We start from the raw sequence: 21,112 nt of genomic DNA on the forward strand, positions 1-21,112 counted from the left end.
ACGGGCGGTTACACGTTCTTCCGGGACTTCTTCTCGGCCACGACGCGCTTGTGGACCTCGGCGTTCTCGAGCCAGGGCTTGCGCTCGAAGTAGCTCTTGGTCAGCTTCACGACGACGCCCGAGAGCAGGACGAGGGCGATCAGGTTCGGGAAGGTCACCAGGCCGAGCGCGATGTCGCCGATCACCCAGATCGTCGCCAGGCTCGCCACGGCCCCGACGAAGTGCATCACCACGAAGATGGCCTTGAACGGGAGGATGCCGGCCGATCCAAAGAGGTAGTTGGCGCAGCGGTCGCCGTAGTAGCTCCACGAGATGCTCGTCGAGATGGCGAAGAGGAGGACCGAGACGAGGACGATGATCTTGCCGAGCCCGCCGAGGCCGAACTGCCCGAGGCCCTGCTCGAAGGCCGCGCTCGTCAGCGGCGCGGCGGTCTCGACGGCGTCGCCGTAGAGCACGGTGTAGGCCGTCCCCGCGGCGTCGACCGCCTGGCCCTCGCCGGTCAGGATGCGCCCGGAGAAGGGGGTCTCGCGCGCCTCGTCCACCCAGAACTGCTCGACGGCCACGTCATGCCACGCGAAGGCGCGCTCGTCCGCGTCGTAGCGCGGGACGCCGCCCTCGACGAAGATCTCGGCCTCCGGCTCGCCGCCGGCGAAGACCCCGCGCTCGTCCGGGGCGACGTAGGTGATGTCGCCCGAGTCCAGCTCCATCACCGTCGGGATCGGGGTGTTCCAGACGCCCGTCGTGAGGATCACGAGGCCGGTCATGGAGCAGATGATGATCGTGTCGATGAGCGGCTCCAGGAGCGCGACCACGCCCTCCGACACCGGCTCGTCGGTTTTGGCCGCCGCGTGCGCGATCGGGGCCGACCCCTGGCCGGCCTCGTTCGAGAACAGCCCGCGCCGAACGCCCCACATCATCGTCAGTAGGAACACGCCCGTCCCGGTGCCCGCGACGCCCGCCGTCGGGTTGAACGCCTCGGTGACGATCAGCGCGAACGCCGCCGGGACCTCGGTGATGTTGGCCAGGATGATGGCGAGCGCGCCGACGACGTAGATCAGCGCCATCGCGGGCGCGAGCACGCCGGTCACCTTCCCGATCCGCCCGATCCCGCCGATGATGACCGTGCCGACGACCGCCGCCGTGATGAGCCCCGTCATCCAGGTGGCGATCCCGAACTCGGTGTTGACGATGTCGGCGACGGTGTTGGCCTGGACGGCGTTGCCGGTCAGGAAGCTCGTCAGCATGAGCGCGCCGGCGAAGAACACGGCGAGCGGCTTCCACGCCGGGCCGAGGCCTTTCTCTATGTAGTACATCGGCCCGCCCGAGACCGAGCCCTCCCACGCCTTGCCGTCGCGGTCGGGGTAGTCGACGACGCGGTAGTGCTGCGCGAGCGTGACCTCGGAGTACTTGACCGCCATGCCGAGGAGAGCCGTGATCCACATCCAGAAGAGCGCCCCCGGCCCGCCCCAGTGGATCGCGATCGCCACGCCGGCGATGTTGCCGATCCCGACCGTCGCCGAGAGCGCCGTCGTGAGCGCCTGAAAGTGCGGCACGTCGCCCGGCTCGTCGGGGTCGTCGTACTTGCCGGTCGTGACGGCAATGCCGTGCCCGAGGTGGCGGAGCTGGATGAACGCGAGCCGGATCGTCAGAAAGACGCCCGTCCCGAGCAGCGCGAGGACGATCAGCGACAGCTCGCCCCCGATCTCCGGCCACGACCAGACGAAGTATTCGAGTCGGCTGACGATGTGCTCAAAGGTTTCCATGGGACGGGCGGTGCGTTGGCGGGGAAGGACGGGGCGACGCGCGAGCGTCCGCCGAATATAGCGTCTCCGCGCAAACCTAGCACGCGCTGATCCTCACGGCAGACAGAGCGCGCCGAGCAGCGCCGGGCGCGACGCGCCGGTGACGGACGGCAGGCTGGTCGGGACGCCGTTTGCGAACTCGTGCGCGAGGACGGCAAAGCAGAGCGCCTCTTTGGCGTCGGGCTCGACCCCGTAGTCGGCCGTCGTGCGAACGCGAACCTGACCGAGAGCCTCGGCGAGGCGGCGCATGAGTTCGCGGTTGTGGATGCCGCCGCCGGAGGCGATCACCACCTCGGGCGCGACCGGGGCGAACCGGGCGAGGGCCTCGGCGACGGAGCGCGCCGTCAGTTCGGTCGCCGTGGCGAGGAGGTCGCTCGGCGAGAGGCCACGCGCGACGAGTCTTTCGACGTACGCCGTCCCGAACTGCTCGCGGCCCGTCGACTTCGGCGGGGGACCGTGGAAGTAGGGGTCGCCGAGCAGGTCCGCGAGCAGCGCCTCGTCGGCGGTTCCGCTAGCGGCGTGCTGCCCGTCGCGGTCTATGGTCTCGCCAAAGAGCCGCGCGGCGAGCGCGTCGAGGACCATGTTGGCCGGGCCGGTGTCGAAGGCGGTCACGTCGCCCGGCTCGCCTCCGGCCGGCAGGATCGTCACGTTTGCGATCCCGCCGAGGTTGAGGAGCACGCGGTGCTCGTCGGGGCTGCCGAAGAGCGCGTAGTCGACGTACGGCACGAGCGGCGCGCCCTGCCCGCCGAGCGCCACGTCCGCCGTCCGAAAGTCGCCGACGACCGGCACGCCGAGACGGGCCGCCATGCCGGGCGGGTCGCCGAGCTGGAGCGTCGAGGCCACGCCGTCGTGCCCGGCGAAGCGCTCCGGCACGGGGACGTGGTGGACCGTGTGGCCGTGCGAGCCGACGAGGTCGAGCGGGGTCCCGGCACGCGTGGCGGCGTCCGCGACGGCCTCGGCGAAGAGGCGGCCGAGGAGCGCGCCTAGTTGGGCGAGGTCGCGGACGCTGGAGGTCGCGGCCTCGACGTTGCGGTGGAGCGCCTCGCGGAGCGCCGGCGGATAGGGCGCGTGGCGCACGGCGAGCGTGTCCACCTCCAGCCCTCGTCCGCTGCCGGCGATCCGGGCAATCGCCACGTCGATCCCGTCGAGCGAGGTCCCGATCATCACCCCGGCGACGACGCGCTCCTCGTGCTCCAGCAACCGCCGCAGAGGGTTCATCCACCTGGCCTCAGAGCGTGCGCCGACGGTCGCCAAGCGGAGCAGCGTTCGGCGGATAGGGCTGGGTGCAGAGCAACGCGACGCGGCATCGTCAGGTCGAGGAGCCTTCGGTGAGGCGGCGAAGCTCCGCGGCTTTCGCCCGGAAGTCGGCGGCGCGGGCCGGCTGCGCATCGGCGAGCTGCTCGTAGGCGCGGGCCGCCGCCTCGTGCTCGCCCTGCGACGCGTAAATGCGGGCGAGGGTCTCGGAGACCACGTCCTCGCCGTCCGCGAGCGCGTCGAGCGACGAGCCGCCGTCCTCGAAGTCTGCGTCGGGCCGGATGCGCGGGGCGTTTTCGAGCCGCTCGATCAGCCCGTCGAGGTCGTCCACCTCGTCGATGAGCGAGTGGTCCGCCTCGGGCGGCACGGCGACCGCCGAGGCTACGTCCGGTGCCGGCGATACCGCGATCTCCGGCGCACCGCTCTGCGAGGAGGGCGTGGCGAGTAGGTCGGGCTCGGCGCGGAGCAGACGGGCGCGCTCGCGGAGCACGAGCGGGCTGCCGGGCATGAGGAAGTACGCGTCGTGCCAGGCCCCGAGCGCGTCGGCGGTCCGGCCGTGGGCCTCGTACGCCTTCGCCAGCAGGACGTGCGCCGTCACGTAGGCCGGAAACTCCGCCACGAGTTGCTCCAGCACGGCGACGGCTTCGCCCGTCCGGTTCTCGGCGAGGTGGCGGGCGGCGTCCTGGATTCCGGCGGGCGGGGCGGTCATGGGCAGGGTACTTCGGGGCGCTACACGGGGTCGGCGGAGAAGGTACGACGGTTTGCCGTGCGGCGGCGCTGCACCGCGTCGTGGAGGCAGACGAACCCGAACCCGACCGTAAACATCAGTTGGAACGGGGCCGCCACCCACTCGCCGCTTGCGACGAGCGCGACGAGGCCGGCGGCGCAGTAGAGCGCCAGGGCGGCCTCGAGGACCGTCAGCCACGTCACGCGGCTCCGCTTCCACCACGCCCCCTGGGGGGCCACGCTCAGCTTCGGCGTGCGGACGAACGGCGAGCGCCGCTGCACGAGCGCCTCCGCCATCCCCTTCGTGTTGGAGAGTGCGAGGCCCATCGAGGCGGTGAGGAACCAGGGGAACAGCAGCATCCGGCGGGGCCAGTCGGCGTAGAGCGCGCGCTGTGCGAAGAGGTGTGCGAGCGTCATCCCAGTGAAGGCGAAGAGCCCGAAGCCCATCACGCCGAGGTAGGCGTCCGACACCCCGAACCCGAGCGCGTGGGCCGTCAGGAGCGGCGCGTGGACGAGCGCGGCGAGGAGGATCGCCGGGAAGACGAGCCAGCCGGTGAGGTGGAGCGTGCCTTCGAGCCGGACCCGGAGCGGGAGCGGGGTCTGCCACAGGCGGCGAAGCGTCTTGCGGGCGGTCTCGGCGGTGCCCTTCGTCCAGCGGAACTGCTGCTGCCGCCACGCCGCCACGCTCACCGGCAGCTCGGCCGGCACGCCGAGGTCGGGCAGGAACCGGAACTGCCAGCCGCGGAGCTGGGCGCGGTACGAGAGGTCGAGGTCTTCGGTGAGGGTGTCCGCCTTCCAGCCGCCAGCGTCGTCGATGCAGGCGCGGCGCCACACGCCGGCGGTGCCGTTGAAGTTCATGAAGCACCCCGTCTCGTTGCGGACGCCCTGCTCGATCACGAAGTGCGCGTCGAGGAGGGCCGACTGTGCCGTCGTCAGGAGCGAGGTCTCGGCGTTGAGGTGCCCCCACCGCGCCTGCACGAGGCCGACGCGCTCGTCGGCGAAGTGCGGGACCGTCCGGCGGAGGAAGTCCCGCGTGGGGACGAAGTCGGCGTCGAAGATGGCGACGAGGTCGCCGCGCGCAAACGTCAGCCCGTTGGCGAGGGCACCGGCCTTGTAGCCCGTGCGCTCGGCCCGGCAGACGTGGACGATGTCGAGCCCGCGCTGCTGCCAGTGGGCGACGCGCTCGGCCACCACGGCGGTCGTCTCGTCAGTGGAGTCGTCGAGAACCTGGATTTCGAGGCGGTCCGCCGGGTAGTCGAGCGCCGCGCAGGTGTCGATGAGGCGGGCCGCGACCCAGCGCTCGTTGTAGAGCGGAAGCTGGAGCGTGAGCATCGGCCACGCCCCATCGCTGTCCGGCAGGTCGTCCGGCTCGGGGACCGGCCCGGCGCGGAGCCCGTCAGCGCGCGCCCAGCGCCAGGCCAGCCAGAACTGGTTCAGCCCGAAGACGAGCAGCACCACCATGGCGGCAGCGTAGACGATGGCAAGAGCGTTCATGGAGCGACGAAGTACGAGTGACGAGCTACGAACGGGTGCAGGACGGCAGCAAGATAGTGCCCGTCGTTCGTCGCTCGCACCTCGTCGTTACCAATCCGATGTGGCGGCGGTAAAGATGTCGTCGGCGATCTGGCTGAGGATGGTGCCGACGGTCTCGGCCTCGCGCTCGATCTCGGCGGCGGGGTACTGCTCGAACTGGCTGAAGCTCCGGGCCAAGACCTCCTCGTCCTCGACCTGGTCGAGGTAGACCACCTGCACGCTGATCGTCACCCGGTTGAGCGCGGCGACCTCGTTCCCCGTCACCGCGACCGGCTCGTTGCGGTAGCTCTCGATGACGGCCGTCAGCACGGCGTCGGCGGCGCCTTCGTCCGGCTCCAGGTCGAGCCGCGTCTGCCGGGCGAAGCGCTCGATCAGCAGGTCCGTCAGCTCCTGATCCAGTCCCGGCGTCCCGCCGAGGCTCCGGTCCTCGACGATGGGGATAGCGACCGTGCTGAGGTGCTCCGGGATGGACGCCCCGCTGAAGCTGTAGAACCAGCAGCCGGAGGACAGAAGACAGAAGACAGAGGGCAGAAGAGCCACTCGCCACACTGAGCGCGTGATATCGGTCCTCCGTCCTCCGTCCTCCGTCCTCTGCATCAAACCTCTACCCCCAGCGCTTCGAGGTCCTTGATCTTGCGGTAGAGCGTGCGCTCCGAGATGCCGAGCGCCTTCGCGGTCTCGCGGCGGTTACCGTCGAACCGGCGCAGCGCCTCGGCGATGAGCGCCTGCTCGGTCTCCTCCATCGTCGGGAGCGCGCCAGGGCCGAGGCGGAGGGCGCTGCCCTCGGTCAAGAGCCCCGTCAGATTGGGCTCGGTTTCTTCGCCGGTGGGCACGTCGCGTGGACCCTCGTCGCGTGCCGGCTCCTCGTCTTCTTCCAGCACGTAGGGCACGTCCTCGACGTAGCGGTCGTAATCCTCATCCTCTGCCGGCGGGGCGAAGGCCTCGTCGCCGCGCTCGCCGCCGAAGAGGCCGGTACTGCTGAAGAGGTCGGCGGCAGAGATCGATGCCGGGCCGTTCGGGTCGGGAGCGGCGAACGAGGCCGGGAGCGGGATCGCCTCAGCCGAGCCGGCGAGGCGGCGGAGCACGGCCTTGATGTCGTTGACCTCGCTGCGGAGTTCGAGCAGGGCGCGGTAGAGCAGCTCGCGCTCGCGGGCCTCGCCGTTCTCCTTCGGGAGCACCACGAGGCTGCCCGCGCTGACGCCGCGCAGGAACGGGCGGAGGTCGTCGGCGGTGACGGCGTTGCCCCGGATGAGGACGGCGGCCTGCTCGGCGACGTTGCGGATCTCGCGGACGTTGCCGGGCCAGTTGTAGCGCGTCAGGAGGTCGTGCGCCCCGGCGTCGAGCTTGCGTAGCGGCGCGTCGAAGCGCTGCGAGGCGCGGTAGAGCAGCGTCTCGAAGATCGGGACGATGTCCTCGGCCCGGCGGCGGATCGGCGGGATGCGGACGACGACCGTCGAGAGGCGGTAGTAGAGGTCCTCGCGGAAGCGCCCCGCCCCGACCTCGCGCCCGAGGTCCTTGTTGGTCGCCGCCACGACGCGGACGTCGACCTGCTGCTGCGTGCTCGACCCGACGCGGCTGAACGTTCCGTTCTCCAGTACGCGGAGGAGCCGGACCTGCGCCTGCACGGGTAGCTCGCCGATCTCGTCTAGGAAGATGGTCCCGCCGTCGGCCTCCTCGAAGTAGCCCGTGCGCCGCTCGACCGACCCCGTGTAGGCCCCCTTCTCGGCCCCGAACAGTTCGGCCTCGATCAGCCCCTCGGGGATCGCGCCGCAGTTGACGACGACGAGCTTCTTGTGCTTCCGGTCGCCGATGCCGTGGATGGCCTGGGCGAAGAGCTCCTTACCGACGCCCGACTCGCCTTCGAGCAGGACCGTGATGTCGGTCCGCGCGACCTGCCGCACGCGGTCGAGCACGCGCCGGAGCGCGTCCGAGGTACCGATGATGCCGAAGCGTTCCTGGAGGGCCTGCCTGTCCATGCCGAGGGGTCGAGGGGGAAGAAGTCGGCGGGCATACGCGGCACCCCCGCGTCGGCTCCCGGCTCAGTCGCCGAACGCTTCGCGCGCTTCGAGAATCCGCCGCGTCGCCGAGAAGCGGTCGCCGAAGCGCTCCAGCCCGTCGGCGCGCATCCGCTCGGCGTCCTCGTCGACGTAGCGCTGGAGGTCGTCGTGCGAGCCGAGGCGGTACCGGACGGACCAGCGCGGGTCGGCCCCCTCCTCCTCGTTGTAGTGCCTGTCCACGAGCCACTCGGCGGAGACAAACCCCGGCAGCGTCAGCATCTCCTCGATGTGCAGCCCGAGCCAGGCGGCATACGCGTCCGCGATGTCGCGGTCCACGGTGAGGTTGACTTCGTAGACGATCATAGCTTGATTCGTTGAGAACCTCAGATTTCAGTCATCCCGGACCCCGATCCGGGATCCAGAGGACAGGCCAAACCTGTGGATCCCCGCCTTCGCGAGGACGACCAGAAATGCGCGAGGAGCCTTTCAATAGAGCGACCATAGCTCAGGCTGCGAGGACGGACATTTCGGCGAGCGTCGTGCGGCGGACCGCCCGACCGAGGAGCGTGGCGGAGGTGCAGCCGGTGACCTCGACCTCGACGTATTCGCCCGCCCGGTAGGTCTCGCGGTCGAAGACGACCATGTGGTTGGTGTCGGTCCGCCCGCAGAGCTGGGCGTCGCTCTTCCGGCTCGGGCCCTCGACGAGCACCGGGTAGCGCTGCCCGATCTTCCGCCGGTTGATCTCGAGCGAGGTCTGGTTCTGGAGCGTGATGATCTCGGAGAGCCGGCGCTTCTTGACCGCGAGGGGCACGTCGTCCTCGTACTTCCGCGCGGCGTAGGTGTGGGGCCGCTCGGAGTAGTGGAACATGAAGGCGTGGTCGTAGCGGACGGCCTCCATGAGCGAGAGCGTCTCGGCGTGCTCGGCCTCGGTCTCGCCGCAGAAGCCGGTGATGAGGTCGGTCGAGAAGGCGATGCCGGGGACGATGCTCCGGGCGCGCTCGATGAGGTCGAGGTACTGCTCGCGCGTGTAGGTCCGGCGCATCCGCTGGAGCACGTCCGTGTTGCCGTGCTGGACGGGGAGGTGGATGAAGTCGCAGACCGTCGGGCGCTCGCGGTGGACGTGGAGGAGCGCGTCCGAGCAGTCCTTCGGGTGGCTCGTCGAGTAGCGGATCCGCAGCTCGGGCGAGAGGAGGCTGATCCGGTAGAGCAGCTCGGCGAAGTCGACCGCGTGGCCGTCCTGGTCGACGCGGTACGAGTTGACGTTCTGGCCAAGGACGGTCACCTCCTGGTAGCCCTGCTCGACGAGCTCGGCGCACTCGGCGAGGATGCTCGTCACGGGACGACTCCGCTCGCGGCCCCGCGTGAAGGGGACGACGCAGAAGGCGCACATGTTGTCGCACCCGCGCATGATGCTCACGAAGGCGCTGATGCCGTTCGTGTCGTAGCGGACCGGCGCGAGGTCGGCATACGTTTCCTCGCGCGAGAGGTGGACGTTGACGGCCGCCTGCCCGGTCTCGACGGTCTCGGCGAGCAGGCGCGGGAGGTCGCGGTAGGCGTCCGGCCCGACAACCACGTCGACGAGCTTCTCCTGGTCGAGGAGCTTGGTCCGCAGCCGCTCGGCCATGCAGCCGAGCACGCCAATCGTGAGGCCCGGCTTGACCTGGACTTTCTGCGCCCGGAACTTGGCGAGGCGGCCGCGCACGCGGTCCTCGGCCTTCTCGCGGATCGCGCAGGTGTTGATGAGCACCACGTCGGCCTCGTCCTCCTGTTGCGTCAGACCGTACCCCTCGGCCCCGAGGATCGAGGCGACGAGCTCGGAGTCGGCCACGTTCATCTGGCAGCCGTAGGTCTCGATGTAGACCCGGCGCTGCCCGTCGGCCGCGTCGGTCTCGTGCCCGAGCGTGCGCGGCGCGTCGACGCCGGCAGCCACGTCCGGCGCGGACGAGGTCGGCTGCAAGATGTCGAGGTCGGCGATGGGGTGCATGGGTCCGGCGTCGGTGAAGCAGACGAGAGAATCTAATACCAGTTCGGTGAAACGAGGGAAGACGAGGTCGGCCGCAGCGGCTATCCCGGTCGCCGTAGGGGCGTGCGGTCGTACGCCCTGCGACGGCAGGCGCGCACCACGAACGCAGGAAGGTAGCACAGGCCCGACTGCCGAGACATTCCCACGCAGACCGAGACGGCGTCGTCTCGTCCGGCTACCCTTCTCCGAAGCTGCGCTGGAGCGTGCGGACGACGTACTTCCCGATCATGTCGAACTCCAGGTTGACGGCGCGGCCCGCCTTCCAGTCCGAGACCGTCGTGTGGTCCCACGTGTGCGGGATGATGGCGACCGTCAGCGCCTCGTCGCTAAGCCGGGCGACCGTCAGCGAGATGCCGTCGAGGGTGACCGAGCCGACCGGGATGAGGTAGGACCCGAGCTCGACCGGGTAGCGGACGCGGACGAGCCACGAGTCGGCCAGCGTCTCGACGCTCGCCACCTCACCCGTAGCGTCGACGTGGCCCTGCACGAAATGGCCGTCGAGCCGGCCGTCGGGACGCATCGCTCGTTCCAGGTTGACGCGGTCGCCCTCGCGGAGGCTTCCGAGGGCGGTCTTGGCGAGGGTCTCCTCGACGGCGACGACGCTGAACGTCTGTTTCTCCTGCGCGACGACGGTCTGGCACGCCCCGTTGACCGCCACGCTCTGATCCACGCGCAGTTCGCCAGCGAACGACGCCTCCACCGTGAGCCGCTTTCCGCCCTCCAGCGCCTCGACCGCCGCGACCCGCCCGACCTCTTCGATGATGCCTGTAAACATGGTGGTAGTGAGAAGTGTAGATGACGTGGCGAGCACGAATGCACGGGTGAGGCCTCGGTAACGCTGCCGTAGCCTAGACCGGGTGCCGGTACCCTGTCAGCAAGATATCACTCCCGACCGGCTCCCACCGGTGTTCGGCAAAAGTCAGCGCCTCGGCCATCTTCCCGATCCCGAGGTCTCGCACCGAGCGCTGCCCGCCGACGAGCTTCGGAGCGATGAAGAGGGCGACCCGGTCCGCGAGGGCCTGTCCTGAGCCTGCCGAAGGATCGGCGCGCAGGAGCGCCGTGGCGAGGCCAGGTCCGGCCTCGACGAGCAGCGACTGCATCGGCCGCTGCCCTCCCACGCCTGTCCCGAGGCAGTCGAGGAGCACGCCGAGGTCGAGGTGGCCGTGCCGCTCCGGGACAGGCAGCATGAAACCGCCCCGCGCGCGCAGGTTGTCGGCGTAGACTGGAGCAGCGCCCTCGCCGACGACAGCGATAGTCCGGCCTGCGTGCTCGTCGGTGAAGAGCCGAAGGCCGGCCGGGAGCGAGCCGGTCCGGTCGAGGACGATGCGCACCGGCTGCCGGCCTTCGGCGTGGCGCACCGTCAGGGCAGGGTCGTCGGCCTGCGCCGTGCCGCTGCCGACGAGGACGCCGTCGAGCGCGGCCCGCCACCGGTGGACGAGCCGCCGCGACGCCTCGCCCGAGACCCACCGGCTGTCGCCGGAGGCCGTCGCTACCGACCCGTCGAGCGACTGCGCGATCTTGAGGGTGACGAGCGGCCGGCCGGTCGCGAGGTGGTGCGTGAACGCCTCGTTCAGCCGCTTCGCCTCGTGCTCCCGCACCCCGACCGTCACCTCGACCCCGTGCGCCCGCAGCCGCTCGATGCCAGCGCCGTCCACGCGGGGAAACGGATCGCGCATCCCGACGACGACGCGGGGGATGCCTTCCTCCAGGATGAGGTCGGCGCACGGCGGGGTCTTGCCGTAGTGGCTGCACGGCTCGAGGGTGACGTAGAGCGTGCTCTCGCGCAGCGCGTCGGGGCCGTGCTTTCGCTCGGCGTCGCGGACGGCCCACACCTCGGCGTGCGGCCCGCCGTACGCGCCGTGCCACCCTTCGCCGAGCACGCCGTCGTCCGGCCCGACAATCACGCACCCGACGAGCGGGTTCGGGCTGACGCGTCCTGCCCCTCGCCCGGCGAGGTCGAGTGCCCGCTGCATCCACCGTTCGTCCTTCGTCATGGGTCGCTCGCCATTCGCTAGAGTTCCTCTACCCACTCGGGCAGTGCGTCGAGGGTCCAGCGGTCGAAGTAGAACTTGTGCTCCGACCGGGCCCGCCGGTAGGGCATCACGAACCGCCGCACACCGTCCCCCGGATGCGCCCTGAGCGCGGCGACGAGGCGGTCCTTGACCGGAGTCGCGCTGAAGAGGCTCCAGTCGAACCCGTCGTGGGCCTGCTCCGGGAAGAGGACGACCGCCCCGCCGTCGAGCAGGCGTGTGAGCGCCGGGACGGCGTAGCGCCGCTCGACCGCTGCGACGGCCCGCAGGTCGGCTTCGCCGGCCGCGCCTCCGGCCAGCGCCTGCACGCCCGACGGGTCGCGCAGCACGGCGTCCAGGTCGCTGACCTCCGTAACCTCCTCCTCCCGCACCACGCGCCAGGCGAGCCCGCCAAACACGGCGAGCAGTGGCCCAGTGAAGGCTTCGGGATCCGGGATCGCGGTCAGCCCGACGCGGTCGCCGTGGCTGCCGGCGAGGTAGCCCCGGTAGTAGTTCGCCGGGTTGAGGAGCGCGGCGAGCGGCATCGCGGGCTCGTCGCGGCGCCGGGCGTCGGGGTCGGTCTCGGCCGAGAGTGCTTCGAGGTGGACCGGCTCCTCGTGGAAGTATTTGACGAGGGCCGGCGTCACGCCCGCTCGGCCACCGCGGGCGGCTGCTTCCCGTCCTCCGCCCGCTGTCGTTCGGCCACGGTCTCCTGCCCACTGTCCACCGGGTCGGCGTCGGGGACGACGGCGGCGACGGTGTGGGCCTCCTCCTCGCTCGTCAGGTGCTCGGGGCGCTTCGGCTTCGGCAGCAGCAGGGCGGCGTGCTTGACGAGCGCGTGCGAGCGCGGCAGCACCATGTCGACCCGCTGCGCGGTCCCGAGCCAGACCTCGGCGTCGCCCGCCGGGACGTCCGGCGGCAGCGTCACGTCGGCCGCGGAGCCGGACGGGATGACGACGTCCATCGCCCGCCGCCAGTCGCCGTGCGCGACCTCGCGGACGAAGACCATGGGGGCCCCGGCGTTGGCGATCTCGACCTGCCGCCCGGAGGCCTGGATCGACACGCCGAGGACGGGCTCGTCGCCCGGCCGGAACGGCGCGACGGCGATGCCGTCCCGGTCGTCGACGATGACGTCGAGGATTTCGATGAAGCTCGCCGAGTAGTCCTTGAGCCAGCCGCAGTAGCTCCGCCGCTGCCCGTCGCGGCTGACCTCGACCACGACGCGCTGCGAGAGGTGGCGCTCCAGGAGGGGGTCGAAGGCGTTGCCGGTGTAGCCGATGATCTCGTGCGAGAGCGACTTGAGGCCCTCCTCCTGCCCGGCGAGCACGGCCCCGCCCGGCGTGCGGGACTTCGCCATCCCGATCACCAGGCTGAGCGCCTGTACCACTGAATCCCGGACCATGCTGAACCAGTTGCGCAGCGTCCGCCCGAGGCGCCGCCACACCGACGGGCGCACAGTCTGGCGGAGGTCGTCGGCGCGGCGCGCGCGCTGCTCCGGCGGGAGGCCGAGCGGGTAGCGGTAGATCGCGTGGATGCTCGGGTACTGGTCCTTGTAGATCAGGAACGACTGTTCGAGGTGGCCCTGGTCCGTGTGGACCGGCGCGACGTAGCGGATCTCGAGGCCGGTCGCGTAGGTGTCGAGGTCGCCCCAGGCGAGGTCGCCGCCGGCCTCGCCGAGGGTGATGCGGTAGCCGTCGAAGTGGCGCAGGCACTTGTCGCGCCGCCGCGCCTGCAGCACGCCCACCACGGTCGCAACAGCGAGGACAAGCAGGATGGCGATGAGCGTCGGGTCCATTCGGTAGGTCAGAGGACGGAGGACAGTGAGACGGTGGACAGTGAGACAGCGGACAGTGAGACAGCGGACAGTGAGACAGCGGACAGTGAGACAGCGGACAGTGAGACAGCGGACAGTGAGACAGTGGGCGCGTTGCACGACGGCCTCGGTAACTTGTTCAGCTTTCTTTCGACTCACCGACTCACCGAGCCCGGCACCTCGGCGGGATTCCGGCGTAGGTTGGCCGCCGCTCCGCCCACCGCCCGCATGAAAGCTCTCCAGTCCGCCCTGATCTGGGCCGCCGAAGCGACGCTCGTCCTCCTCTGGCTCCCCCTCCTGGCCGTCGTCCGTCTCCTCGACCGAGACCCGGCGCGCTACGCGACGGGGCGGCTCTTCCGGCTGCTGGGCAACGTCATGACGCGCGTCAACCCGCTCTGGCGGGTCCACATCGAAGGGCCGTTCCCCGACCACCCGCGCCTCCCCTACGTCGTCGTCGGCAACCACCAGTCGAGCGCCGACATCCCGGTCATCAGCCGGCTGCCGTGGGAGATGAAGTGGGTGGCGAAGGCGGAGATGTTCCGCGTGCCGGTCGCTGGCTGGCTGATGCGCCTCGCGGGCGACATCCCCGTGGACCGGAAGGACGCGGCGAGCCGGACCCGCGTGCTCGGCGCGGCCCGGCAGGTCCTCGGCCACCGCTGCTCGGTGATGTTCTTCCCCGAGGGCACGCGCTCGCGCGACGGACGCGTGCGGCGATTCCACACCGGTGCCTTCCGCCTCGCCATCGACGCCGGCGTGCCGATCCTGCCGCTCGCCATCGACGGCACGCGGGACGCGCTCCCGAAAAACGGCTGGGTCTTCGGCAACGCCATCGACGCCCGCCTGAAGGTGCTACCTCCCATTTCCACCGATGGTCTCGGCCCCGCAAACGTGAACGCGCTTGCGGACCAGACCCGGGACCGCATCATCGCGCAGATCGCCGCGTGGCGCGGGACCGACCCAGCAGAGATAGACGCCCTCGCCGGCGCACCGGCGGCGGTGGCAAGCGGCGTGGAAGAAACCGCAAAGACCTCGCGCTGACGTTGGGCGCAGCGTCCGCGACTGTGTATTTTTGCTATTCAGTATTTGCCCGATAGCTCACTTGGCAGAGCACCACACTCTGGATGTGGGGGTTGAAGGTTCGAATCCTTCTCGGGCAGCCAAGCCACTCGCTCAAGCGGGTGGCTTTTTTCGTGCTCGTCCGCGGAGCTGGGCTGGTCTGGCGTGTTCTATGCACGGCTCTGTCAGATTCCGTACTTTAGCATTCTAACATATAACACACCTCTACCCTCCCATCCCCATGGTCCAAGCCATCATCGCCCTCGCCGTCATCGCCCTCATCGCCTCCTTGCTCGGATTCCGGGGCGTGGCGGGCCTGTCGGCCGGGTTCGCCAAAATCCTCCTCGTGGTGTTCCTCGTCCTCGTCGTGCTGGCGTTCGTGCTGTAGCGCAGGACCAGCAGGCAGGTAACTGATTTTCGTAGACCGCGACTGCAGCGGGGGGCGCTTCCGCCATGCGCCAGACCTCCCCGCTGCGTTGCGGAACCAGAGACTGTTTGGCAAGACGGCTTCCGGGCTGCGAGCGGCTACGCAGGCACGTCGGCGGCGTCGCCTTGCATCGCCGATGCGGGCGCATCGTCTGGTGGAGTCGCTGCGCTCCTCGATGCTTCGCATTCAGGCTCCTGGCCGCTGTCCTGCTCGCTCGCTCCCGCCTTCGGATCTGCTCACCAAACAGTCTCTACGTGCTGCGACAAGCTCACGTTGACAGGTGTGTCATCCTGAACGTGGTTCCCTGCGGGGAAGCTTCGCGTTCAGGATCTCCGAGCCACGCCCTAGATCCCGGATTGGGGTCCGGGATGACCAGGTGAAGCGACCTGTCAGTCTCAATGTGCCAGAGGACTAGGAGCGTTGCGCTAGGCGGAGGGAAAGACGATATTCGCCGCGTCGTTCTCCCTCCACCCTAGCCCTCCCCCGATGCGCTTTCTTCGTCCTCTCCTGCTCACCGGTGCGCTCGCGTGCTGCGCTGCCACCGCGCACGCACAGTCCGTCCGCCCTGCCACCCTGGACCTCGCTGCGGCTCCGCTCGCCAGTGTCGAACGCGTCCAGCTTCCTGCCCCCGACAACGACGCCCTCGTCGCCCGCGACCGGGCGCGCGCACTCGACGGCACGGCGCGCCCGCTCCGCTTCGCCGAGCCCACCGACATCACCCTCCGGCCCGAGACCCACGGGACGTGGGAGACGCTCGCCGACGGGCGGCGTGTGTGGCGGCTCCGCATCAGTTCGCCGGGTGCGTACTCGCTCAACGTCGGCTTCAGCCGCTTCCGGCTGCCCGACGGGGCGGCGCTCTGGCTCTACCCGGCAGGCGAGGAGCCTGCGTTCCGCGCCTTCACCGCGGCCGACAACGAGGCGCACGGCCAGCTCTGGACCCCCATCGTCCCCGGCGATGACCTCGTGCTGGAGCTCGATCTGCCGGCGGCCAAGCCCGGCGACGAGCCGGCGTTCGAGCTCGAGGTGCTCCGCGTGGGCCACGCCTACCGGCCCTTCGGGATCGCCCGCAGCGCGTGGGACGAGGCCGCCCAGGCGCGCTCCGGCTCGTGCAACGTGGACGTGGTTTGCCCCGAGGGCGACGGCTTCCGCGACATCATCCGCTCGGTCGGGGCCTACACCCTGAACGGCTTCGACACCTGCTCCGGCTCGGCGATGAACAACACGCTGGAGGACGGCAAGCCGCTCTTCCTCACCGCCGACCACTGCGGCGTCCGCGCCGGCAACGCGGCCTCGATGGTGATCTACTGGAACTACGAGAACTCGACCTGCCGCCCGCCCGGCTCCTCGTCGAGCGGCAACAACGGCGACGGCTCGCGCGAGCAGTTCTCGTCCGGCGCCACCCTCCTCGGCACCTCCGGCGGCGGCACCTCCGGCGGTCCCGACTGGACCGTCGTCGAGACCGACGACCCGATCCCGCCGGCGTTCAACGTCTACCTCAACGGCTGGGACCGCCGCGACCGAGGCACCGCCAGCGCGATTGCGATCCACCATCCCGGCGTCGAGGAGAAGCGGATCTCGTTCGAGAACGACCCGACGAACATCGACTCCTACCTCGGCCGGCCGGGCAACCCGTCCGGGACGCACCTCCGGGTCGACGACTGGGACCTCGGCACGACCGAGGGCGGCTCCTCGGGCTCGCCGCTGTTCAGCCCCGAGAAGCGCGTCATCGGCCAGCTCTCGGGCGGCTTCGCGTCCTGCACGAGCCAAACCGAGGACTGGTACGGTCGCATGGCGCGCAACATGACGACCGGGGCCGAGGCGTTCCTCGATCCGGCCGGCACGGGCGCGCCGTTCATCGACGGCAAAGAGGCCGGAGTCGGCGCGTTCGGGACCTTCGCCGCCGATCCGGCGAGCACGACGCCCGGCTCGACGGTCCGCCTCACGGCGACCTTCACGAACGCCACCGGCGGTGACCTCAGCGGCGTGACCTTCGAGGACGATCTCGCGGCGGGCCTCACGTACGCGGGCAACCCGTCCTCGTCGGCGGGCAGCGTCTCCCAGAGCGGCGGGACCGTCACCTGGACCTTCGACCTCGCCGACGGCGGGAACGCGACTGTGGCCTACGACGTCGCGCTCGGCACGAGCGTGGACGGCGACATCACGAACCTCGCCACCTTCGACCACCCGAGCCTCGACAACCCAGCGACGGTCGCGGTGACGATCGACGTGTTCGTCGAAGCGGACCTCATCTACACGAACGCGCAGACCGTCTCGATCCCGGACAACGCCTGCCCGTCGAACGTGACGAGCGCAATCACTGTCCCCGACGCCTTCGCGTGGGACCAGCTCAAGGTCGGCGTCACGATCAGCCACACCTACCGGGGCGACCTCCGGCTCGAGCTCGAAAGCCCCGCAGGCACGACGGTCGAACTGCTCCAGCGCGTCGGCGGCACGTCCAACAACCTCGACGCGCTCTTCAGCGACGAAGGCCCGTCCGGCGCGTTCGGCTCGGGCAACCACGACCTCGGGCTACCCAGCTATGAGGTCGAAGGCCGGCCACAGGGCACCGGGACCTCTCCGCTGAGCAGCTTCATCGGCGAGGATCCGCAGGGCACCTGGACGCTCTCCGTCTGCGACGATGCCGGAATCGACACCGGCAGCCTGGAGCAGTGGTCGCTCCTGTTCTTCACCCCGAACACGCCGGCCGACCTCGCCCTGACGCTAGTGCCGGACAGCGAGCCGGTCGTTGTTGGCCCCGAAGGCGGCACGTTCGGCTTCGCGGCCACGCTCGCCAGCGAGGGCGACGCGCCGGCGACCTTCGACGCATGGGCCGTGGCCGAGCTTCCGAACGGCGAGACCTTCGGCCCTGTCTTCGGCCCGGTTAGCGTGACGCTGAACGCGGGAGCAGCGGTCACCCGTGCGCTCACGCAGGACGTGCCGGGGACGGCCCCCAGCGGGGAGTACCTCTACGTCGGCTACGTCGGCGACTACCCGGACGGTGCCGTGGCCAGCGACGGCTTCGCGGTCGTCAAGTCGGCCACCCAGCGTGGCGACGGGCCGGCGGTCGAGGCTTGGGCGGCCCGCTACGCGGATACCGGCTCGCCCGTCGAGGTCGGCGACCGCTGGACGGACGAGCCGGCGCTTACCGCGACCGCGCCGGACGGGTTTGCTTTGGGTGCCGTCTACCCGAACCCGATGCGGGACCAGGCGGCGGTGCGCGTCCAGCTTGAGCAGGCAGCGGTGACGACGGTGTCGGTCTACGACCTCCTCGGGCGGCGCGTGGCGGTGCTCCACCGCGGCGAGCTTCCGGCAGGCGAGACCACGCTGCGCTTCGACCGCGCCGGCCTGGCCGACGGCACGTACCTCGTCCGCGCCGAGACCGCGGCGGGCGTCGCCACCCAGCGCGTGACCGTGCTGCGCTAGCGGAGCCTGACCGTCTTTACCAGCCGCGTGTGCCGACCTGGGCACACGCGGCTTTTTTCGCCCCCGGCGCGGGGGACGGACTGCCACTGGACCATCGCCTTCGACTTCTCCCTTCCACAGACGGAGGTTAGTTGGGGGCGAGGGGAACACAGGGCGGAGGGCAGGCCGTACCGGGCGCCCCCTTCTTTGAAACTGTTTGGTGAACGAACGTCGCGGCCTGCGACCGGCTACGACCGCCCGCTGCGGCGTCGCACTCCATCGCCGATGCCGGGCATCGGCTGGAGGAGTCGCTACGCTCCTCTGTGCTTCGCGTTCAGGCTCCTGGCCGCTGTCCTGCTCGCTCCGTCTCGGCTCCCCGCTCCTTTCCCAAACCGTTTCTTTCTCTCGCTCCCTCCTCTGTGCCCCCTCCCCTTGTAGACCTCACCGGCCGCGCGGCGCTCGTCACCGGTGCCTCCAGCGGCATCGGCCGCGCCGCCGCCGCCGAACTCGCCCGCCGCGGTGCCCGCGTCGCCGTCAACTACCCGAACGCCGACGAGGCCGATGAGGCCCGCGCCACACTCGACGCCGTCGCCCAGGCGCTTGACGGGCCGACCCGCGCCGTGTCCGAGGACGGCGAGACCCTCCTCGTCGGTGCAGAGGAACAGACGCTCGCTCTCACGGTCCGCGCCGACGTGTCGCAGGAAGAGGAGGTCGAGGCGATGACGGCCCGGTGCTTCGGCGGCTTCGGCGGACTCGACGTGCTCGTGTGCAACGCGGGCATCCAGGTCAAGGGCGCGGCGCACGCGACCGACGTCTCGGTCTTCGACGAGATTCTGGCGGTCAACCTACGCGGGGCCTACCTCTGCTGCCAGGCGGCGCTCCGGCGCTGGCTGGATGAGCCGCGCACCGCCGAGCGCCCCGGCGTCATCGTCACCGTCTCCAGCGTCCACGAGCGCATCCCGCGCCCGATGTTCGCCTCCTACGCCGTGAGCAAGTTCGGCCTCCACGGCCTGACGCAGTCGCTCGCGCTGGAGTACGCCGACCGGCACGTCCGCGTCAACGCCATCGGCCCCGGCGCGACCGTCACCGAGATCAACGCCGCCTGGAAGGACGACCCCGATGCGCGCGCCGCCGTCGCCGATCACATCCCGATGGGCCGCGTGGCCGAGCCCGAGGAGATGGCGCGCGTGATCGCCTTCCTCGCCTCCGACGCCGCGCCCTACATGACCGGCCAGACCGTCTTCGTCGACGGCGGCCTCACGCTCTACCCGGCCTTCGCCAAGCCCTGGTCGGGGTGACAGGAAAGGAAGAGCGGAGGACAGGAAGAGCGGAAGCGTCTCTGTCCTCATCCTCCTGCTCTTCCGCTCTTTCTCGCTTCCACTCTTCCGCTCCTGAACATGCACGCTGACGTTCTCATCCTCGGAGCCGGGGCGGCCGGCGGGGCCGTCGCCCGCGCCCTCGCGCCCACCGGCAAATCTATCCTTCTGCTCAACCGCGAGGCCTTCCTCCCGCGCGAGGCCGAGAACTGGAGCCCCGACCTCGTCTACCGCCGCGAGCGCTACAAGACCGAGGACCGCTGGCGCGACACCCTCTCCGACACCGACTTCCGCGCCTCGATGATCTACCACGTCGGCGGCAACACGAAGACCTACGGCGCGGCCATGCTGCGGATGCGCCCCGAGGACTTCGGTGCCGTCCAGACCGAAGACGGCCTCTCCCCCGCGTGGCCGATTTCCTACGACGACCTCGCGCCCTACTACGACCGCGCTGACGCCGACTACTTCGTCCACGGGGAGCGCGGGTCCGACCCCTTCGAGCCGCCTGCCGGGCCGTACCCGCACCCGGCGCTCGCACATGACCCGCGCATCGGCGAGGTCGGTGAGAAGCTGCGCTCGGTCGGGCTGAAGCCGTTCGCGCTGCCGATGGCGCTGCTGCGCAACCCGGAGCAGGACGCCGGCGGGCCGTTCGTGCTCCGCGAGCTGTTCCGCGCCCAGGGCCAGGAGACCTTCGACGGCTACCCCGACCTCACGCTCCTCAAGGCCGACGCCGAGACGTGCGGCGTCCGCCCTGCGCTCGACTACGACAACGTCGCGCTTCGGACCGGCGTCACGGTGACCCGGCTCGTCGCGTCGGCCTCGGGGCGCGAGATCACGGGCGTCGAGGCCGAGATCGACGGGCAGCGGACGACGTTCTCGGGCGACGTGGTGGTCCTCGCGTGCGGGGCCGTCAACACGGCCGACCTCCTCCTCCGGTCCGAGGTGGCGAACGGGTCGGACCGCGTCGGGCGGCACTACATGCGGCACATCACCTCCAAGTTCTACTCGGTCGACACCCGCACGCCGAACGAGACCTACTTCCAGAAGACGCTCGCCGTCAACGACTACTACTGGGGCGACGGCGCGCACGTCGGGCCGGGCGACGGCGGGACCCCACTCGGGCACGTCCACCTGATGGGCAAGCATCTCCCGGCGATGATCGGGGCCGACCTGAAGCTGTCGGACGACGAGGCCGAAGCCGTCTCCCGGCACTCGCTCGACTGGTGGGTGCAGGGCGAGGACCTGCCCCTGGCCGAGAACCGCGTCCGCCTCGGCGTCGGGGGCCGGATCGAGATCGACTACCGGCTGACGAACGAGGGCGCGCACGCGCGCCTGATGGACCTGTTCGAGGAGAAGCTCCGCGCCGTCGGGTTCGACCGGTTCTTCCGGGTGCCGATGCCGCTGCGGGTGATGAACCACCAGTGCGGCACGGCCCGGATGAGCGCCGACCCGGCGGACGGGGTCGTCGACCCGAACGGGCGGTCGCACGAGGTCGACAACCTCTGGATCGCCGACGCGAGCGTCTTCCCGTCGAGCGCGGCGACGAACCCGACGCTCACGATTGTCGCCAACGCCTACCGGACGGCGGAGCGCATCGCGGAGGCGCTGTAGCGCACCGCATTCGTCTGGCGCGGAGGGAGCGGAGCGTCGGTTCGGCGTGGAGGGCGGGGGTGCGCCTGCGGCGCATGGAATGGGAGGCATGGGGCGAACGGGCGGAAGGGGAAGAGCGAGCGTCGGCGCGGAGCGCGAGGGTC

General features: G+C 70.4%; 17 protein-coding genes and 1 tRNA gene. 6 read left to right on the plus strand and 12 right to left on the minus strand.

The annotated features are described in order from the left end of the window. Positions 1-8 precede the first annotated feature (8 nt). From AAGI91_04480 to AAGI91_04535, 12 genes are all read right to left on the minus strand, one after another. Entirely contained in the window at positions 9-1,763 is a 1,755-nt protein-coding gene (locus AAGI91_04480; GenBank protein MEM1041866.1) for a sodium:alanine symporter family protein, read from the minus strand. A 93-nt stretch (positions 1,764-1,856) separates the two neighbouring features. Next, positions 1,857-3,020 (minus strand): anhydro-N-acetylmuramic acid kinase, encoded by a 1,164-nt coding sequence (locus AAGI91_04485; protein ID MEM1041867.1) that lies wholly within the window; start codon positions 3,018-3,020, stop codon positions 1,857-1,859. Positions 3,021-3,111: 91 nt separating this feature from the next. After that, positions 3,112-3,765 carry a tetratricopeptide repeat protein gene (locus tag AAGI91_04490; protein ID MEM1041868.1) on the minus strand — a complete coding sequence of 218 codons (654 nt, stop codon included), beginning with the start codon at positions 3,763-3,765 and terminating at the stop codon, positions 3,112-3,114. Between the two features lie 20 nt (positions 3,766-3,785). Next, positions 3,786-5,276 carry a cellulose synthase family protein gene (locus AAGI91_04495; GenBank protein MEM1041869.1) on the minus strand — a complete coding sequence of 497 codons (1,491 nt, stop codon included), beginning with the start codon at positions 5,274-5,276 and terminating at the stop codon, positions 3,786-3,788. Between the two features lie 87 nt (positions 5,277-5,363). Further along, entirely contained in the window at positions 5,364-5,855 is a 492-nt protein-coding gene (locus tag AAGI91_04500; protein ID MEM1041870.1) for an LptE family protein, read from the minus strand. A 56-nt stretch (positions 5,856-5,911) separates the two neighbouring features. Beyond that, on the minus strand, positions 5,912-7,291 hold the full coding sequence (locus AAGI91_04505; protein MEM1041871.1) for a sigma 54-interacting transcriptional regulator: 1,380 nt from the start codon (positions 7,289-7,291) through the stop codon (positions 5,912-5,914). Between the two features lie 63 nt (positions 7,292-7,354). Then, entirely contained in the window at positions 7,355-7,675 is a 321-nt protein-coding gene (locus AAGI91_04510) for a DUF4286 family protein (protein ID MEM1041872.1), read from the minus strand. Positions 7,676-7,817: 142 nt separating this feature from the next. After that, entirely contained in the window at positions 7,818-9,296 is a 1,479-nt protein-coding gene (gene miaB, locus AAGI91_04515; GenBank protein ID MEM1041873.1) for a tRNA (N6-isopentenyl adenosine(37)-C2)-methylthiotransferase MiaB, read from the minus strand. Between the two features lie 214 nt (positions 9,297-9,510). After that, the gene (locus AAGI91_04520) at positions 9,511-10,110 is read right to left on the minus strand and encodes a riboflavin synthase (protein MEM1041874.1); all 600 of its coding nucleotides are present in this window, start codon (positions 10,108-10,110) and stop codon (positions 9,511-9,513) included. Between the two features lie 73 nt (positions 10,111-10,183). After that, a complete protein-coding gene (gene ribD, locus AAGI91_04525) occupies positions 10,184-11,329 on the minus strand; it encodes a bifunctional diaminohydroxyphosphoribosylaminopyrimidine deaminase/5-amino-6-(5-phosphoribosylamino)uracil reductase RibD (GenBank protein MEM1041875.1) in 1,146 nt (381 codons plus the stop codon). Positions 11,330-11,346: 17 nt separating this feature from the next. Continuing rightward, positions 11,347-11,991, minus strand: a complete 645-nt coding sequence (locus AAGI91_04530; GenBank protein ID MEM1041876.1) for a hypothetical protein — start codon at positions 11,989-11,991, stop codon at positions 11,347-11,349. After that, entirely contained in the window at positions 11,988-13,139 is a 1,152-nt protein-coding gene (locus AAGI91_04535) for a hypothetical protein (protein ID MEM1041877.1), read from the minus strand. Before AAGI91_04535 ends, AAGI91_04530 begins: the two co-directional genes overlap by 4 nt. Positions 13,140-13,385: 246 nt before the next feature. Between AAGI91_04535 and AAGI91_04540 the strand changes: the two genes are divergently transcribed. The 6 genes from AAGI91_04540 to AAGI91_04565 all read left to right on the plus strand — a co-directional run bounded on the left by AAGI91_04540 (position 13,386) and on the right by AAGI91_04565 (position 20,969). After that, positions 13,386-14,195 carry a lysophospholipid acyltransferase family protein gene (locus AAGI91_04540; protein ID MEM1041878.1) on the plus strand — a complete coding sequence of 270 codons (810 nt, stop codon included), beginning with the start codon at positions 13,386-13,388 and terminating at the stop codon, positions 14,193-14,195. Between the two features lie 46 nt (positions 14,196-14,241). Next, a tRNA-Gln gene (locus AAGI91_04545) sits at positions 14,242-14,317 on the plus strand. Between the two features lie 137 nt (positions 14,318-14,454). Next, a complete protein-coding gene (locus tag AAGI91_04550; protein MEM1041879.1) occupies positions 14,455-14,601 on the plus strand; it encodes a DUF1328 family protein in 147 nt (48 codons plus the stop codon). A gap of 525 nt (positions 14,602-15,126) precedes the next feature. Next, positions 15,127-18,063 carry a proprotein convertase P-domain-containing protein gene (locus AAGI91_04555; protein ID MEM1041880.1) on the plus strand — a complete coding sequence of 979 codons (2,937 nt, stop codon included), beginning with the start codon at positions 15,127-15,129 and terminating at the stop codon, positions 18,061-18,063. A gap of 398 nt (positions 18,064-18,461) precedes the next feature. After that, complete coding sequence (locus tag AAGI91_04560) at positions 18,462-19,340, plus strand: SDR family oxidoreductase (protein ID MEM1041881.1); 879 nt, start codon at positions 18,462-18,464, stop codon at positions 19,338-19,340. A 99-nt stretch (positions 19,341-19,439) separates the two neighbouring features. After that, positions 19,440-20,969, plus strand: a complete 1,530-nt coding sequence (locus tag AAGI91_04565; protein ID MEM1041882.1) for a GMC family oxidoreductase — start codon at positions 19,440-19,442, stop codon at positions 20,967-20,969. Positions 20,970-21,112: the final 143 nt, after the last annotated feature.

It is taken from the genome of Bacteroidota bacterium (genome assembly GCA_038746285.1).
Classification (GTDB): Bacteria; Bacteroidota; Rhodothermia; order Rhodothermales; family JANQRZ01; genus JANQRZ01.

What these genes read in the sequence shown, in the direction of transcription:
- AAGI91_04480 (MEM1041866.1), bottom strand. Translation starts at nt 1,763, where the DNA reads ATGGAAACCTTTGAGCACATCGTCAGCCGACTCGAATACTTCGTCTGG.
- AAGI91_04485 (MEM1041867.1), bottom strand. Translation starts at nt 3,020, where the DNA reads ATGAACCCTCTGCGGCGGTTGCTGGAGCACGAGGAGCGCGTCGTCGCC.
- AAGI91_04490 (MEM1041868.1), bottom strand. Translation starts at nt 3,765, where the DNA reads ATGACCGCCCCGCCCGCCGGAATCCAGGACGCCGCCCGCCACCTCGCC.
- AAGI91_04495 (MEM1041869.1), bottom strand. Translation starts at nt 5,276, where the DNA reads ATGAACGCTCTTGCCATCGTCTACGCTGCCGCCATGGTGGTGCTGCTC.
- AAGI91_04505 (MEM1041871.1), bottom strand. Translation starts at nt 7,291, where the DNA reads ATGGACAGGCAGGCCCTCCAGGAACGCTTCGGCATCATCGGTACCTCG.
- AAGI91_04510 (MEM1041872.1), bottom strand. Translation starts at nt 7,675, where the DNA reads ATGATCGTCTACGAAGTCAACCTCACCGTGGACCGCGACATCGCGGAC.
- miaB (MEM1041873.1), bottom strand. Translation starts at nt 9,296, where the DNA reads ATGCACCCCATCGCCGACCTCGACATCTTGCAGCCGACCTCGTCCGCG.
- AAGI91_04520 (MEM1041874.1), bottom strand. Translation starts at nt 10,110, where the DNA reads ATGTTTACAGGCATCATCGAAGAGGTCGGGCGGGTCGCGGCGGTCGAG.
- ribD (MEM1041875.1), bottom strand. Translation starts at nt 11,329, where the DNA reads ATGACGAAGGACGAACGGTGGATGCAGCGGGCACTCGACCTCGCCGGG.
- AAGI91_04535 (MEM1041877.1), bottom strand. Translation starts at nt 13,139, where the DNA reads ATGGACCCGACGCTCATCGCCATCCTGCTTGTCCTCGCTGTTGCGACC.
- AAGI91_04540 (MEM1041878.1), top strand. Translation starts at nt 13,386, where the DNA reads ATGAAAGCTCTCCAGTCCGCCCTGATCTGGGCCGCCGAAGCGACGCTC.
- AAGI91_04550 (MEM1041879.1), top strand. Translation starts at nt 14,455, where the DNA reads ATGGTCCAAGCCATCATCGCCCTCGCCGTCATCGCCCTCATCGCCTCC.
- AAGI91_04555 (MEM1041880.1), top strand. Translation starts at nt 15,127, where the DNA reads ATGCGCTTTCTTCGTCCTCTCCTGCTCACCGGTGCGCTCGCGTGCTGC.
- AAGI91_04565 (MEM1041882.1), top strand. Translation starts at nt 19,440, where the DNA reads ATGCACGCTGACGTTCTCATCCTCGGAGCCGGGGCGGCCGGCGGGGCC.